This window comes from Echinicola soli (assembly GCF_006575665.1).
GTDB classification, from domain to species: Bacteria; Bacteroidota; Bacteroidia; order Cytophagales; family Cyclobacteriaceae; genus Echinicola; species Echinicola soli.
Genome location: NZ_CP041253.1, coordinates 684,837 through 700,709, shown reverse-complemented (window position 1 = coordinate 700,709; position 15,873 = coordinate 684,837). Strand labels below are relative to the sequence as shown.

Here is a 15,873-nt window from a genome sequence, read left to right as displayed (position 1 = left end):
AACAATCACCTAAGTTTTAATGTCTTTAAGATAAAGAGGCGGTCAGAAAGAGTAAATAGCCAAAGCGTCACAAAACAGCAAAGACGTATGGCACCAAAAGAGATTTAAAGCAGGTAGCTACCTGCCAAAGAAAACAAAGAATTTTTATGAGCAAAAGATCAAGAAAACAAGGAAAAGGCAAGGGCAAGCCGGGCAAAATCGATAATGCTGCCCAGCTGGCTGAGCGGATTCTCAATTTTTTGGATAGCCACTATGGTGAGGAATATTCGCTAAAGCAGATTATCAGGAAATTGAACATCAGGGACAAGATCACCAAAGGTGGTGTAGAGCCGGTATTGAACAAACTGATGGCTGCTGGTAGTGTCTCCAAAAATCCCCGAAACCATTTTGCATCCACCAAGACACCTGATTTTATCGAAGGAACGGTAGATTTTGTTAATGCACGGTTTGCATTTGTAGTACCGGACAATAAGGGAAAGGATGAGGAGGATATTTTGGTAAAGGCACGTGATATGAAAAATGCCCTGGATGACGACAAAGTCCGCGTGATGGTAAATCCACCCAAGCATCCCGGCCAAAAACGGGAAGGTAGGGTGCTGGAGGTCGTCAAGCGAGCACGCGAGGAATTTGTCGGTCGTGTGGAGATTTCCCCCCGATTTGCATTTGTGGTGTCTGATTTCAAAAAGATGCACCATGATATTTTCATTCGTAAATCAGACCTGAATGGTGCCGAGCATAACCAAAAAGTAGTGGTCAAGATCACTGATTGGCGGGAGGAAGATAAAAATCCAACTGGTAAGGTGATGCAGGTGCTCGGTGAAGCAGGGGAGCATGAAGTGGAAATTCACTCCATCATGGCGGAGTTTGGTTTACCTTTCGAATATCCAGAGGAAATCGTGAAGGAGGCAGAAGCCATTTCCGAAAAGATTCCCAAAACAGAAATCAAATCCAGAAAGGATTTCAGGGATGTGACCACCTTCACCATTGACCCGGCGGATGCCAAGGATTTTGATGATGCGATATCCTACCAGCGTCTGCCCAATGGAAATATAGAAATGGGGGTACACATCGCCGATGTGACCCATTATGTGAAACCCAACACCAACTTGGAGAAGGAGGCGTATGATCGGGCCACCTCGGTGTATTTGGTGGATCGGACCATTCCCATGCTGCCAGAGCGGCTAAGCAATGGGCTTTGCTCTCTTCGTCCCAATGAGGATAAGCTGACGTTTTCCTGTGTATTTGAAATGGATGAAGATGGGCAGGTGCTAAAACATTGGATTGGCCGAACCATTATCCACTCGGACAGGAGGTTTGCTTATGAAGAAGCACAGGAAAATATAGACAAGCAGGAAGGGGATTTTTATTCCGAGCTTACCTTGCTGAACAACCTCGCCAAAAAGATCCGTAAGCGTAGGTTCCAGCATGGCGCCATCAATTTTGAGACCGTGGAAGTCAAGTTTAAGTTAGACGAGCGGGGAACACCGCTTGGCCTCATGGTAAAAGAGCGGAAGGATATCCACAAAATGATCGAGGAGTATATGCTTTTGGCCAATAAGGCGGTGGCAGAATTTGTATTTAATAAAAACAAAGGCGATGATACCTTTGTTTACAGAACACATGACCATCCGGACTTGGAACGCTTGGAGACTTTTGCGAACTTCGCCAAAAAGTTTGGCCATGAGGTTTCCATGACGGAAGAGACTCGTGTCGCTTCCACCTTGAACAAGCTCATGGGAGAAATCGAAGGTAAGCCAGAGCAGAACCTGCTGGAGCAACTAGCGATCAGGAGTATGGCTAAAGCCCGCTACACCACAGAGCCAAAAGGGCACTTTGGATTGGCGTTTAAGCACTATACCCACTTTACCTCTCCGATCCGAAGGTACCCGGATATGATGGTGCATCGTCTGTTGCAGCATTACCTGGATGGTGGTAAATCTGCCGATAAGGAAGCTTGGGAGGATAAGTGTATCCATTCCAGCGAGCGTGAAAAACGGGCTGCGGATGCCGAAAGGGCCTCTATTAAGTACAAACAGGTGGAATTTATGTCCCTGGCCGAAGACAAAGCCTACGATGGCATCATCTCAGGTGTCACCGAATGGGGGATTTTTGTAGAAATCACCGAGACCAAATGTGAAGGGATGATCAGGCTGCAGGATTTGGAGGACGATTATTACGAGTTTGATGAGAAAAACATGCGCCTGATTGGGGCAAAAAATAAAAAAATGATTACGCTGGGAGACCAGGTAAGGGTCCGTGTAACGAACACGGATATAGACAGAAGAACCATAGATTTGGAATTTGCAGATGACAACGACTAAAACCAACCTCAGCCATGAGCTGGTGGTACAGCTGGAAAAGCACATAGGAGCGTATTCTTTTGGTAACAATCCACAGGAGCTTTATGATCCTATTGCCTATATCATGGGGCTTGGCGGGAAGCGCATCAGGCCGCTGCTGACCTTATTGGCATATTCCCTTTATCGGGATGATTATGAAAAAATCCTTACCCCGGCAGCAGCGGTGGAGGTTTTTCATAATTTCACCCTAGTGCATGATGATATCATGGATGAGGCTCCCCTGAGAAGGGGAAAGACTACTGTCCATAAAAAGTGGGACACCAATACGGCAATTCTCTCTGGTGATGTGATGTTGGTAAAGGTGTATGATATGTTATTGCATGTTCCGGAGGATAAATTGGCCGTGTGCCTCCGGCTTTTTAACCAAACCGCCGCCGAAGTCTGCGAAGGGCAGCAGCATGATATGAATTTTGAAACCCGGGGACATGTTTCTGAGCCGGAATACCTGGAGATGATCAGGCAAAAGACCGCGGTGTTGTTGGGCTTTGCTTTGCAATATGGTGCCATTCTGGGCGGTGCTTCACTGGAAGATTCCCGGCACCTGTATGAGTTTGGCGTTAATGTGGGGATTGGGTTTCAGCTGAAGGACGATTTGCTGGATGTGTATGCGGACAAGGCCAAATTTGGCAAGCAAGTGGGCGGAGATATTTTGGCAAACAAGAAGACTTTTTTGCTGATCAAAGCCAGGGAACTGGCCACGGGAGAAGAAAAACAACAACTGGAAAGTTGGTTGAGCAAAGATGATTTTGACCAAGAGGAGAAGGTGGAAAAGGTTACGGCCATTTATGATGCCTTGGGGATAAAGCAGATCGCTGAGACAAAAATGGAAAGTTATTTCCGGCAGGGGTTTGCCCAGCTGAGTGCCCTGGAGATCAAAAAGCCAGAAGTATTGGCGGCACTTAAAGAGCTGACCCAAAATCTAATCGACCGGGAAAAGTAATTTCCCGGCATTGTTCACCTTCCAATAGTTTTTGAAATGCAATTATCCGCAACCGTACTGATCATCATCATCACAGCCCTTAGCTCATTTTATGCCTGGAAGAATTATACCTTCTTATCCAGAAGCATGTTTAATCCTTACCAAATAAAGCAAAAAGGTCAATATGATCGTTTTGTCCTTTCTGGGTTTATTCACAAAGATGGCATGCACTTGCTGTTCAATATGATTACCTTTTACTTTTTTGGGAGGCTAGTGGAGCAATATTTAACCTATCGTTTTGGGGGAATGGTGGGCATCGTTGTTTTTGTGGCGTTTTACGTGGCAGCGATTGTGATTGCAGATATCCCTACTTTTCTCAAACATAAGAATAATTCCCATTATCAGGCCTTAGGGGCTTCTGGTGGAACTGCTGCTGCGGTTTTTGCCAGCATCATCCTTATGCCGATGGCTGATATTTGTCTTTTCGGTTTGCTGTGCCTCCCCGGGTTTATTCTGGGGATTCTGTTCTTGGGCTATTCGGCCATCAAGAGCAAACAGGAAAATGACAGCATTAATCATGATGCCCATTTGTACGGGGCCTTATTTGGGATAGTATTTATATTGGTGCTATCACCGGAAAGTGGACTGCACTTTATCGATCAGGTGAAGAATTTTAGCCTGTTTTAAGTGGATGGATCGCTGATGTTTTGAAAAAAGTCTATAGACTTTGGGTCGGAGTCTCCTGACTCAGACCAAGCGGTGGTTTAGATCATCAGATTTCGGTGTGATTATTTGAAGGCCACATAGGAGGTGAAACAAAGGTGCTTGTGTATTATTTCCACTGAGCGAAAGCCTACTTTTCGAAGCAGATCGGTCTGGTAGAGGATGCTTCTTGGACTGTCTTCCTTTTCGATATAATCGAATACATGATCACGGTAATTTTCATCTTTCAGGTTGGTTAAGAACTGTCCGTATTTTTGCCGGTACAGAAAATCCTGGATTTTTGTGTCATTATGGGCGACCAAATCAAAGACCCACAAGCTTCCGTCCGGCTTTAATAGGCGATGTAGTTTGGCAAAGGCTGTTTCCCAATCCTCATCATCCCTTAGGTGATGCAATACGGCCGTGGCGATGATGACTTCATAAGCGTTTTCTTTTAAGGGTAAACTTCTAAAATCTCCTTTAGTGGTGGTCACTTCGCCATCAGTGAGCGGAGCACTTCTCTCTTTTGCCCGATCCAGCATGGGCTGGCTAAGGTCTGCCAAGGTGACATTTGTGGCAGCATTGAGCTTTGACAAGAGTTTTACGGTGTAATTCCCCGCTCCGCATCCGATGTCCAAAAGTTGGGTCAGATCCGGGTACAGCTGGGCGATGCCATCTGTGATCAATTCCAAGTTGAAAAGGGCATCCACAGTGGAAGCCTGGCCGGTTTCGAGATCGGAAAATCGATCAACATCGTTGTCGAACCGCTTTTCAATTTCTGATAAGGTTGATTTGGTTGTCATGATTTGCGGTTAAACTTTGATAGATGTTTTGAAGCACTTTCAGGTTGCAATAGATAGGCTAAATTCGGGTTAAACCTTCAAACCTTTTAGCCTCACAACCTCAATAATTCGTGTCCAGTACAAAAACCGTGGGGATTTTATGGAGGTCAATTTTTATTTTTCGCCATTCAGCTACCGTTTTGGTTTGGATAAATTCGTCCTTGGCGGTTAGGTTTTTGGCGATGCAGAGTTTGGTGTTGGGATGGAGGTGGGTTTTCAGGTCTTCCAGCAGGTGGTTATTGCGGAAGGGGGTTTCCATAAAAAGTTGCGTCCGTCGGTACTGGGATGACTCACTTTCCAGGGTTTTGATGGCCTGTATACGGGCTTTTTTGTCAATGGGAAGATAGCCATGAAAGGTAAACGACTGCCCATTGAATCCTGCGCCCATCAGCGCCATGAACATGGAAGAAGGTCCTGAAAGTGGCACTACTTGGATGTTGTTTTGGTGGGCAAATGCCACGGCTACTGCGCCCGGATCTGCGATCCCCGGACAGCCGGCCTCCGAGATGATGCCTATGTCCTGGCCGTCAAAGATCGGCTGGAGCAATTGAGGCATATTGGTGGCCTTGGTCTTTTTATCCAACACCTCAAACTGCAACTCTTCGATCGTCAGTCCAAGCTTCAGGCTGGAAATGTACCTTCTGGCTGTACGGAGGTTTTCAGCCAAAAAGTAAGCAGTATGACGAATGACCTCTTTTACTTGGGGACTGATGATCTCCTGGCATGTGCCTTCTGCCAAAACATTGGGGATCAGATAGAGTTTTCCTTTTTTCATAATCAGTGGTTAATGGTGTGTATTGTCTCGGTCAGGGGGTATTTCTCCCGGATATTGCAGAAAAACACGGATGGTGATGTATGAGGTAGCACCGGTATGGTCTCTTATCCCAGAAATGCTTTGACGGTCTCCACTACGGCACCGGGCTGCTCGGCATGGAGCCAATGGCCGGCGTTTTTAATGGTGATCAGTTTGTGTTCTGGAAAATATTTTTCCAGATCTTCCTTGTCCTTGTCTTGGATATAATCAGAATTGGCACCACGCATAAAAAGGGTCGGGCCATCATAGGCCTTGTCGCTGTCGATTCCTTCACCGACATTTTCGATCTTTTCGGTGATGACAGGAAGGTTGATCTTCCATACGAATTTGCGGTTTTCATCCCTGCCCAGGCTTTTCATGAGAAATTGCCTTACCCCTGCTTCAGGGATATGCTCGGCAAGGGTTTCATCGGCCTCCTTTCTGGACTTGAGGGATTCCATGTCGATGGCATTTAGTCCTGCCAGGATATTTTGGTGGTGTGGAGGATAATATCGTGGCGCAATGTCCGCAATGATGAGTTTTTGGACTTTGTTGGGGTGTTTTAGTGCAAAGTTCATGGCCGTTTTTCCCCCCATGGAATGCCCCATGATATAGGCAGCTTCCAATCCTTGGGAAGTCATAAATGCAGCCAGGTCGTCGACCATTCCTTTATAGCTCCATTCATCACTTTTGGGCGAGTCGCCATGGTTTCGCTGGTCCAGGAGGTACATGGTATAATCTTCTTCCAGTTCCTTGGCGACACTGAGCCAGTTGTCAGCCGAGCCAAAAAGTCCATGCAGAATGATCAGCGGTTTGCCTTGACCTACTTTCTTATAGTTTAGTTTCATGCTGTAGTTTTTTGTCGAATTGTTTTACTGTCGAGCTAAAAGCTCAACTTTACTTTGTATCGGGGCACAGCCCTCGGTAAAACTGCTTTAGTTTCTCACGACTCAATACTCATTACTGGTTATTCTTCATCCATTTCCAACTGCCTTCGGTACATTTGGATGGTGTTTTCCAGTCCGTAATAAAGTGCATCGCAGATCAGCGCATGGCCAATGGATACTTCGTCTAAGAAAGGGATGCTTTCCTTGAGAAAGCGGAGGTTGTCCAGGTCCAGGTCATGTCCGGCATTGAGGCCAAGTCCAAGTTCTTTGGCTATTTTGGCTACTTCTACGTAGGGTTTTACGGCCTCCTGTTTGTTTTTATGGAAATGACTGGCGTAAGGCTCGGTGTAAAGCTCCACTCTGTCGGTTCCCGTGAGTTTGGCCGGTTCGAAGTATTTTTTGTCAGGATTGATGAAAATAGAAGTGCGTGTACCGTATTGGTGCAATTCAGCAATGATATCTTTTAGCTCCTCTTGATGGGCGATGGTGTCCCAGCCGGTATTGGAAGTGAGCACATGGGGTGGGTCAGGTACCAAAGTTGCCTGCGCAGGTCGCACCAGCCGAATTATTTCCATAAAACGTTTGTCAGGATAGCCTTCGATATTAAATTCGGTGGTAACGACATCCTTGAGCTTCATGACATCGTCATAGCGAATGTGCCTTTCGTCCGGCCTAGGGTGTACAGTGATGCCTTGAGAACCGAATTTTTCAGCATCCAAGGCGACCTTGACCACATCTGGATTGTTCCCGCCACGGGCATTTCTGATGGTGGCGATCTTGTTAATATTTACGCTGAGTTTGGTCATTTTATTAAATTATGCTCTAATTTTGTTCAAAATTACACCTTAAATATCATAAACATAAAGATAATGAGTTTAAAGCAAAGTATAGAAACCGAGATCAAGAATGCTATGCGTGCCAAGGACAAAGACCGTTTGCGTGCTTTGCGGTCCATTAAGTCCATGATCATGCTGGAAGAGACCAAGGGTGCAGAAAAAGGAATGACCGAGGATGAAGAGATGAAACTTTTGACCAAAGCGGCCAAGCAGCGCAGGGATTCACTGGAGATTTACGAGCAGCAGGGGCGTGAAGATTTGGCAGCTACCGAGCAATCAGAGCTGGATATCATCAATGAATTTTTGCCAAAGCAACTCAGCGAAGAAGAGCTTGAAGGCGAACTGAAAGCCATTATTGCTGAAGTGGGCGCTGAAGGGCCAAAAGACATGGGCAAAGTGATGGGCACTGCTACCAAGAAACTGGCTGGGAAGGCTGATGGTAAGTTGATCTCACAGAAAGTAAAGCAGCTTTTGACGTAGAGCGTGGAAGTCTAAAGCCATTAAAAGGAAAGCATTGCTGTGTCTTTTTCCTTGCTTCGTTTCTTTTCATCTAAGGAAAAGAGATGAAGAGCTAAACATTGAGAACAGGGTAAATCAATAGTGGAACATAATTGATGCCCCCCTTTAAAATAATGTTATGGGATTACCCTCTAAGAAAACGAAGCAACTCGCCCAATGGGTAAGCTAAAAAAATAGTATTAAACACTACAAAAAGATCGTAAATCTGCAAATTACTTGTGACAAGTATTGGGCATTGTAGAATTCGATAAAATAGGTAGTTAAAGGTATTTATTTGAATACAATCGATATAATTATACTGATTTTATTGGCCATAGGGGCATATAGTGGCTATAAGCAAGGACTGTTTATTGGCATATTATCTATTGTGGCTTTTATTATTGGGATTGTATTTGCTTTTAAGTTTATGCATTGGGGGGCAGATCTTTTGGCGGCGCGCGTGGAGAGCCTGACTTTCATGCTGCCCTTTATCTCCTTTTTGATCATATTTTTGTTAGTGACCATTACGATACGGATTTTGGCTTTTCTGGTCAAGAAAACCTTGGACCTGACCATTTTAGGGACTTTTGATAATTTTGCGGGGGCTATTCTAGGTTTGCTGAAATGGGGCTTTATGCTTAGCCTACTGATTTGGGCGGCCGACTCCTTTGGAATGGAGATGCCTCAAGAAGAATTGGAGAAGAGTTCTCTTTTTGGGGTCTTGGAGCCTTTTGCACCATTGGTGATTGATGCTGTAGGAACCATTACGCCAGCCATTCAGGATGCCGTGGGACGGATCAATGAACTGGTAAAAAAATCGCAGGATGCTGTTACTAATTGATAATTTTGATTCTTTTTCACATATCCTGGCTGATTACTTTAGACAGGCTGGTTTTGATCTGGACATCGTCAGGAATGACACGCCGCTGGCACTGTTAAAAGAAAAAAAATATGCTGGAGTGATTCTTTCTCCAGGGCCAGAGACGCCATCAAGGGCAGGTAATCTCCAGGGCATTTTTGAGTATTTTCACGATAAGCTGCCTGTGATGGGCGTGTGTTTGGGGCATCAGTGTATTGGAGAGTTCTTTGGGGCAAAGTTGGTTAAAGGTACTCGTCCGGTGCATGGCAAGGTATATCCCGTTATCAAACTTACTGACCACCCCTTGCTGAAAGACTTGCCCGATCGATTTATGGTGACAAGGTATCATTCTTTGGAGTTGAGGGATTTACCAACTTGTTTGGAGCCATTGCTGGAAACAGCCCAGCACGAATTGATGGCCATGGCCCACCGAACGCTCCCTATTGTAGGGATTCAATTTCATCCCGAAGCGTATCTGAGTGAGTATGGTGTCGAATTGATCAAAAACTGGGCAAGGAATTGTGTGAAACTTTAGTATATAGTATCAAGATGTGAGACTTGAGATATGAGACAAATTCCTCCCCGCGGCGACGGGGAGGTTAGGTGGGGTAGATCGGAGCAGAGAAGCACAATTCGTTATGGATGGTTGCAGCTCTCGTTAAAGCAAAAATGAGCAAAAATCCAGAGGAGTTTGAAAGGAATTGGTCAAAACTTTCATCCAGGGAAAGACCAGTTGTTACTATGTTTGACAATGAAATCCAATAATTAATCCGGTCAACTATAATCAGGGAAGTACATTGTGTACGAAAGATGGGCATGACATGTCGGTAACCTTATTGCGAACGCAGAGCAACGGTGTGAAGCAATCTCCTGCTCTTAGGACGAGACTGCCTCATCGTTCCTCTCTGCCTGGCTTCAGACAGGCTCGCCTTTGGCTTCAGACAGGCCCGCCTTTGGCTTCAGACAGGCCTGCCTGGCTTCAGACAGGCCCGCCTTTGGCTTCAGACAGGCCTGCCTTTGGCTTCAGACAGGCCTGCAATGACGGTTTTTGAAGAATACTTAAAAAGTATCCATATATCCGTGGCCAAAAAATCAAACCTTGGTAATTCGTACATTATACCTCGTACGTTGAATTCAGGGAAAATAAAAAACACCAATAGCTGGACGAGGTATATTCTTTTTACGTTTTAATAAATGGATACTATTTAATATCTTTAAAATATGCAGGCGTACGAATTTATCAACAACATGATTCCCCCATTAAAACTCACTGATAAAACGAAGATGGCTTTGTCATGGATGGAAGAAATCCGTACGGATGTATTGCCTGTTGTGGAGGAGGGGATGTTCAGGGGCTTGGTCACCGATGAAATGATCTATAATATCAATAGAGAAGATATCCCTGTGGCGGATGTTCCATTAGAGTCGGAAGGCTGTTTTGTGCTGAAGGACAAGCATATCTACGATGTGCTCCGCGTATCTTCAGAATTCCAAAGCAATATGGTGGCCGTGGTGGATAGTGACCATATTTATCATGGTGTGGTCACGCTAGAGGACGCCATAGCCGCCTTCGCGGATACCTTGTCCATTCAAGCGCAGGGCGGGGTGTTAGTGCTGTCCATGTTTATGACAGATTACAGCCTCTATGAGATAGCCCGGGTAATCGAGTCTGAAAATGCTAAAGTACTGAGCAGCTTTTTAACCAGTGATCCCTTGGATGAAAGTAAAATAAAAGTGGTGTTAAAAGTAGATAAAACCGAACTTCGGCACATCAAGGCCACCTTGGAGCGGTTTGGGTACAAGGTGATCGATCATTATCAGGAAGAAATGGACGAAAACAAAGAGCAAGACCGTCTGGATAACCTGATGAGATTTTTAAATATCTAACGGGAAACAAATGAAGATAACCATTCATGGTATAAGTTTTCAAAAGGAATTTGTGCCATATATAGAGAAGTTGATAGATGTGCTGCACGGTCACGGAACCGATCTGTTCCTGACGGAGACATTTTCAAAATATTTTATGAAATCCGGGGCAAAGGCTACCGGATTCACTGTATTGGGTGATCGGAATGAGCTTGCAGATATGGACTTTGTGATTTCTGTGGGCGGTGACGGTACATTGCTGGATACAGTGTCACTGGTGGGAGAGTATGAAGTGCCCATCGTAGGAATCAATACCGGCAGAATGGGATTCTTGGCCACCATCGCGAAGGAGGATGTGGAGAAGGCTGTTCAGGTGCTATTCGATGGGGATTTTACCATTCAGGACAGGATATTAATTCACCTGGAGGCAGATCAGAAGCTTTTTAACGGCGTTCCTTACGGCCTTAACGAGTTTACGATTCATAAGCGTGATACTTCATCCATGATCATCGTGCATACCTATATTGATGGGGAGTACCTGAACAGCTACTGGGCGGATGGACTGATAGTCGCGACTCCCACAGGCTCCACAGGCTATTCCCTTAGTTGTGGGGGGCCGTTGATATCGCCTTCGGCAAAGAACTTTGTCATTACACCGGTGAGCCCACATAATTTGAACGTGAGGCCCATGATCGTGTCAGAGGAAAGTGAAATCACCTTTTCAATAGAAGGAAGAAGCAAGAAGTTTTTGATATCATTGGACTCCCGGTCTACGGCGGTGGATGCTTCCGTGAAGCTAAAGGTCAAGCGGGAAAAATTTGTGGCGAGATTGGTTAAGTTCCACGATTACAGCTTCTTTGATACCTTGCGGAAAAAGCTGAATTGGGGCTTTGATATGAGAAATTAGTTTTAACATAAATTAACCCGGAGAATACTGGGCAGGGTTTTTTATTCGTTGAGTACTTTATAAATTGCAGCGTCTTGAAAAAAGTCAATTTTCAGTTATTGTGTCATTCCCTTCTGATTTTGATGTTTATGTCAATTTCGGCTGGACAAGGATACGCACAAAAGACCAGTGAATATGGCTTAGGTCTAGGAGTGGCGACGTATTCCGGAGATATTATCCGGAGATTGGATCCCTCCCAGATTGGACTTCAAGGCACGTTGTTTGGCAGACGAAAATTTGACAATGTTTGGAGTTTACGGTATGGGATAGCCTTGTCCGGCTTAAATGCTGCGGACAGTGTAAGACCACTGGATGCAATGGCCCAAGCGCGGAATGCTTATTTCAAAGGACTGTTGGTAGAAGGGCATATCATGATGGAATATCATTTTCTCGATTACCTGGCTCCGCATTCTCCGGTGAGATATTCCCCATATGGTTTCTTTGGGATAGGATATACGATGTTCTTCGGAGAAGGGCGATCTTATGAAGGGGAAATCCCTCCAAATGATGAGGGTGATTACTCCTTGTCCACGCCAGTGATTCCCTTTGGTTTAGGTGTGAAATATCAATTGAAAGAGCGGATGTTTTTATCCGTGGAGTTTGGTTTTAGGCCTACCCTATCAGACTTTTTGGACAAGATCGAGCCAAACGACACCTATTTGCCGCGGTTTCCACTTGATCCTGATACACCCCTTCCGGATGACCCGGACGCCTACCCGTTGCCCTATGGTGCAAACTATGGAAACAAGGCGGACAAGGACTGGTATTATTTTTTAGGCGTAACGCTCAGTTACTCCTTCCACAAGATCGAATGCTTTAATTATTAATTAATTGGCATCGGGGATAGAATATTAAAAAAGAAATAGCATTTTTGTACCTCCAAAAAAATTAAGCTCGGATAAAACTGGAATGAAGGAAGCGATAGACAAGGAAAGGATTCCCAAGCACATTGCTGTAATCATGGATGGTAACGGTCGGTGGGCGCAGGGCAAGGGTGCCAAGCGTGTATTTGGCCACAGAAATGCCATCACTGCCGTGCGGGAGACCATTACAGGAGCCAATGACTTGGGCGTAGCGTATTTGACGCTTTACACATTTTCCACAGAAAACTGGTCCAGACCAAAACTCGAGGTAAAGGCCATCATGGAGCTGCTGGTGAAAACCCTGACAGACCAGGTGCCTAACCTGATGAAGGATAATGTGAAGCTCACCCTCGTGGGCGATATGGACATGCTGCCTTCAAGGGGAAAAACAAAACTTAAAGAAGCCATCGAACAAACTTCAGGAAATACAGGCTTGACCTTGATCCTGGCACTGAGCTACAGTGGAAGATGGGAGATCACCAATACCGTAAAAGACATTGCCAAAAAAGTAGCTGACAAAGAAATTGATGTAGATGAGATCACAGAAGATATGATCGCCGATCACCTGCTGACCAAAGACTATCCCGATCCGGAACTCCTGATCAGGACCAGTGGTGAGCTGAGGATCAGTAATTTTCTGCTTTGGCAATTGGCCTATACTGAACTGTATTTTACAGAGGTATTATGGCCGGACTTTAGAAAAGAGCACCTGATGGAAGCTGTCGCGGATTATCAACGTAGAGAAAGACGCTTTGGCAAAACGGGTGCCCAGATAAAATCATGAGATTAATGAGAAGGAGCTTACTTGTAATATGCTTATTCCTCCCGATGCTTATCGGGATTACCGGTGTCACGCAGGCCCAGATTAGACTGGGGCAGAGTCGTTATTCCGCACAAAAGCCTATCGATATTCTTGAGCTGAACTATGCACAGCCAAAGAAATATAAAATAGCAGAGATCAAGGCCGTGGGGCTTTCCACCTTGGATGAGACAGCTATTATCTCCCTTTCCGGCCTGAAAGTCGGCGATGAGATCAGCGTGCCAGGAGATGCCGTTTCCGATGCGTTGAAAAAACTCTGGCAACAGGGGATCATCGGGGATGTGAAGATCTTGGTCACCAAGATAGAAGGAGATGAAATTTACCTACTGCTGGACCTGACAGAACGCCCGCGATTCAGTATAGTGGAATTTTTGGGAGTGACTTCCACCCAGGAAAGCGAATTGCGTGACAAAGTACAGATTCGGGGACGTGTGGTCCGTGAAGATGTACTGAATTCCTCCAAAAGAAAAATTACCAATTATTTCGTAGAGAAGGGTTACCTGAATACGGAGGTGAAAATCATCCAGGAAAGGGACACTTCTTTTCCAAACAGTGTGAAACTACGTTTTGAGGTGGACAAAAAGTCCAAGGTCAAAATCAATGAGATCGCCATCACTGGAAATGAGGAAATCACCGACGGCAAGCTCAAAAAGAAGATGAAAAAGACCAATGAGCATGCTCGTGTATGGATCTTTAAGGATGTCTTCGAAAGACTTAAAAATGCCGATGCCGAAAAGGTAGGCAATAGCATCGCCCACCGTAATCCGGTGACTGATGAAGAGGTGAAAACCTACATCAACAAGAATTTCAAGCTAAATTTCTTCAACAGCTCTAAGTTCAACAAGAAGGAGTACCGAAACGATAAGGATAATGTCATTAACTTCTACCAGACCAAAGGTTATCGTGACGCAGAAATCCTGGCCGATTCGGTTTACAACTTTGATGAGCGAACCGTCAATATCGATATTGACCTAGAAGAAGGCAGAAAATACTATTATAGAAATATTTCCTTTACGGGTAACTATATCCATGATGATGCTGAACTCCTGGCAAAATTAGGGATTCAATCGGGGGACACCTATAATAAAGAGCTTTTGGACAAGCGATTGAACTATGACCCTACCAAGGGAGATGATATCAGTTCGCTATACCAAGATGATGGCTACCTGTTTTTCCAGATTGATCCGGTAGAGGTGAATGTGGCTGCAGATAGCATCGATATCGAAATGCGGATCTTCGAGGGACCACAAGTGACCGTAAACAGTGTGTCGATCGAAGGAAATGAGCGGACATCCGATCACGTGGTCATGCGTGAAATCAGGATCCTTCCCGGACAGAAATTTGATCGATCTTTATTGGTAAGGACGATTCGGGAACTTTCGCAGATTGGGTACTTCGATCCAGAAACGATCAATCCTGACTTGAGGCCTAATTTTGAGGATGCGACAGTGGATATCGTATTCCAGCTGGAAGAGCGTCCAAATGACCAGATTGAATTGTCCGGTGGTTGGGGAGGCTTTTATGGCTTCGTTGGTACCGTAGGTCTGGTGTTTAATAATTTCTCCGTGCGAAATATCGGGGATTTTTCTAAGTGGCGACCACTTCCGGTGGGCGATGGCCAGAAGCTTAGCCTAAGGGTCCAGGCCAATGGTAAAAGTTTCCAGAACTATAGCTTCTCTTTTACTGAACCTTGGTTTGGCGGCAAAAAACCCAATGCCCTCAGCGTAAGTCTTAACCACTCTGTGCAGCGACAGATCGATATCTATAACCAGTCCAATTTTGGTAATGAACTAGGGTTCTTCAAGATTACCGGTATTACTGTTGGCCTTGCCAAGCGGGTGACCTGGCCGGATGATTACTTCAGTATCAGTAATTCCCTGCAGTATCAGGTATATGAATTTGACCAATACGGAACCAGTTTCGGACTGAGCTTCCCAACAGGAAGACTGAAGAGCTTTGTCTTTAATACTACCGTTTCACGATCAAACGTGGATAGCCCGATTTATCCTAGAATGGGATCCAATATTTCCTTGGGGGTAAACTTCACACCACCTTATGCTTCGCTGAACAAGAATATCACAGAAGATTCCCCCGATCAGGAGAAGTATAGATGGCTGGAATATCATAAATGGATGTTTGATGCCAAATTTTATACACCTATATTTGGCTCCAGTAAATTCGTGGTCAGTGCAAGGACGCATATGGGCTTTCTTGGATCCTACAGCAAGAAAGTGGGGATGATCCCAGTAGAACGCTTTGTAATGGGGGGTGACGGTATGACTTTCAATAACTTCTCCTTAGGACAAGATATTATCGGTCTGAGAGGGTATGAAAACCAGGTGTTGACGCCAGGTAGGAATACCAGGGGGATAGAAGGGGCAGATCCGTATGGTGGTATTGTCTATAACAAATACGTGATGGAACTGCGTTACTTGGTATCGCCCAACCCATCGGCTACCATCTTCCTATTGGGCTTTGCCGAAGCGGGTAACAACTGGGGTGACTATGCGGAGTTTAACCCGTATGACTTGAAAAAGTCAGCAGGGTTTGGTGCCAGGATCTTTATGCCGGCCTTCGGACTGCTGGGGATCGACTGGGGCTATGGCTTCGATGCTGCGCCTGGTACCTATCAGCCTAGTGGAGGGATGTTCCACTTTACCATTGGTCAACAATTCAGGTAAG

General features: G+C 45.3%; 15 protein-coding genes. 11 read left to right on the top strand and 4 right to left on the bottom strand.

All coding sequences use genetic code 11. The annotated features are described in order from the left end of the window. Nucleotides 1-146 precede the first annotated feature (146 nt). The 3 genes from rnr to FKX85_RS02990 are packed head-to-tail and all read left to right on the top strand — an operon-like array spanning nt 147 to nt 3,966. Nucleotides 147-2,321, top strand: coding sequence for a ribonuclease R (rnr, locus tag FKX85_RS03000; RefSeq protein WP_141613319.1), 2,175 nt, complete (start codon nt 147-149; stop codon nt 2,319-2,321). After that, entirely contained in the window at nt 2,308-3,300 is a 993-nt protein-coding gene (locus FKX85_RS02995) for a polyprenyl synthetase family protein (protein WP_141613318.1), read from the top strand. The genes rnr and FKX85_RS02995 overlap by 14 nt, the downstream gene beginning before the upstream one ends. A 36-nt stretch (nt 3,301-3,336) precedes the next feature. Further along, nucleotides 3,337-3,966, top strand: coding sequence for a rhomboid family intramembrane serine protease (locus tag FKX85_RS02990; protein WP_141613317.1), 630 nt, complete (start codon nt 3,337-3,339; stop codon nt 3,964-3,966). A gap of 101 nt (nt 3,967-4,067) precedes the next feature. Here FKX85_RS02990 and FKX85_RS02985 read toward each other — a convergent pair whose 3' ends face one another. From FKX85_RS02985 to FKX85_RS02970, 4 genes are all read right to left on the bottom strand, one after another. Next, nucleotides 4,068-4,784: a class I SAM-dependent methyltransferase gene (locus FKX85_RS02985; protein WP_141613316.1), complete on the bottom strand. Its 717-nt coding sequence runs from the start codon at nt 4,782-4,784 to the stop codon at nt 4,068-4,070. 100 nt (nt 4,785-4,884) lie between these two features. Beyond that, nucleotides 4,885-5,598 carry an SAM-dependent methyltransferase gene (locus FKX85_RS02980; RefSeq protein ID WP_141613315.1) on the bottom strand — a complete coding sequence of 238 codons (714 nt, stop codon included), beginning with the start codon at nt 5,596-5,598 and terminating at the stop codon, nt 4,885-4,887. A gap of 104 nt (nt 5,599-5,702) precedes the next feature. After that, entirely contained in the window at nt 5,703-6,464 is a 762-nt protein-coding gene (locus FKX85_RS02975; RefSeq protein WP_141613314.1) for an alpha/beta fold hydrolase, read from the bottom strand. Nucleotides 6,465-6,583: 119 nt separating this feature from the next. Beyond that, nucleotides 6,584-7,309 (bottom strand): pyridoxine 5'-phosphate synthase, encoded by a 726-nt coding sequence (locus FKX85_RS02970; RefSeq protein ID WP_141613313.1) that lies wholly within the window; start codon nt 7,307-7,309, stop codon nt 6,584-6,586. 63 nt (nt 7,310-7,372) lie between these two features. Between FKX85_RS02970 and FKX85_RS02965 the strand changes: the two genes are divergently transcribed. The 8 genes from FKX85_RS02965 to FKX85_RS02930 all read left to right on the top strand — a co-directional run bounded on the left by FKX85_RS02965 (nt 7,373) and on the right by FKX85_RS02930 (nt 15,872). Then, entirely contained in the window at nt 7,373-7,819 is a 447-nt protein-coding gene (locus tag FKX85_RS02965; RefSeq protein WP_141613312.1) for a GatB/YqeY domain-containing protein, read from the top strand. A gap of 313 nt (nt 7,820-8,132) precedes the next feature. Next, on the top strand, nt 8,133-8,678 hold the full coding sequence (locus FKX85_RS02960) for a CvpA family protein (protein WP_141613311.1): 546 nt from the start codon (nt 8,133-8,135) through the stop codon (nt 8,676-8,678). After that, nucleotides 8,662-9,231 (top strand): anthranilate synthase component II, encoded by a 570-nt coding sequence (locus FKX85_RS02955; RefSeq protein ID WP_141613310.1) that lies wholly within the window; start codon nt 8,662-8,664, stop codon nt 9,229-9,231. The genes FKX85_RS02960 and FKX85_RS02955 overlap by 17 nt, the downstream gene beginning before the upstream one ends. A gap of 686 nt (nt 9,232-9,917) precedes the next feature. After that, a complete protein-coding gene (locus FKX85_RS02950) occupies nt 9,918-10,583 on the top strand; it encodes a CBS domain-containing protein (RefSeq protein WP_141613309.1) in 666 nt (221 codons plus the stop codon). 10 nt (nt 10,584-10,593) lie between these two features. Continuing rightward, nucleotides 10,594-11,469 carry an NAD kinase gene (locus tag FKX85_RS02945; RefSeq protein ID WP_141613308.1) on the top strand — a complete coding sequence of 292 codons (876 nt, stop codon included), beginning with the start codon at nt 10,594-10,596 and terminating at the stop codon, nt 11,467-11,469. A 122-nt stretch (nt 11,470-11,591) separates the two neighbouring features. Further along, nucleotides 11,592-12,335 carry a type IX secretion system protein PorG gene (gene porG / locus FKX85_RS02940; protein WP_449390384.1) on the top strand — a complete coding sequence of 248 codons (744 nt, stop codon included), beginning with the start codon at nt 11,592-11,594 and terminating at the stop codon, nt 12,333-12,335. A gap of 82 nt (nt 12,336-12,417) precedes the next feature. Further along, the gene (locus FKX85_RS02935; protein ID WP_141613306.1) at nt 12,418-13,155 is read left to right on the top strand and encodes an isoprenyl transferase; all 738 of its coding nucleotides are present in this window, start codon (nt 12,418-12,420) and stop codon (nt 13,153-13,155) included. Between the two features lie 5 nt (nt 13,156-13,160). Continuing rightward, a complete protein-coding gene (locus FKX85_RS02930) occupies nt 13,161-15,872 on the top strand; it encodes a BamA/OMP85 family outer membrane protein (protein WP_141616684.1) in 2,712 nt (903 codons plus the stop codon). Nucleotide 15,873 lies beyond the last annotated feature (1 nt).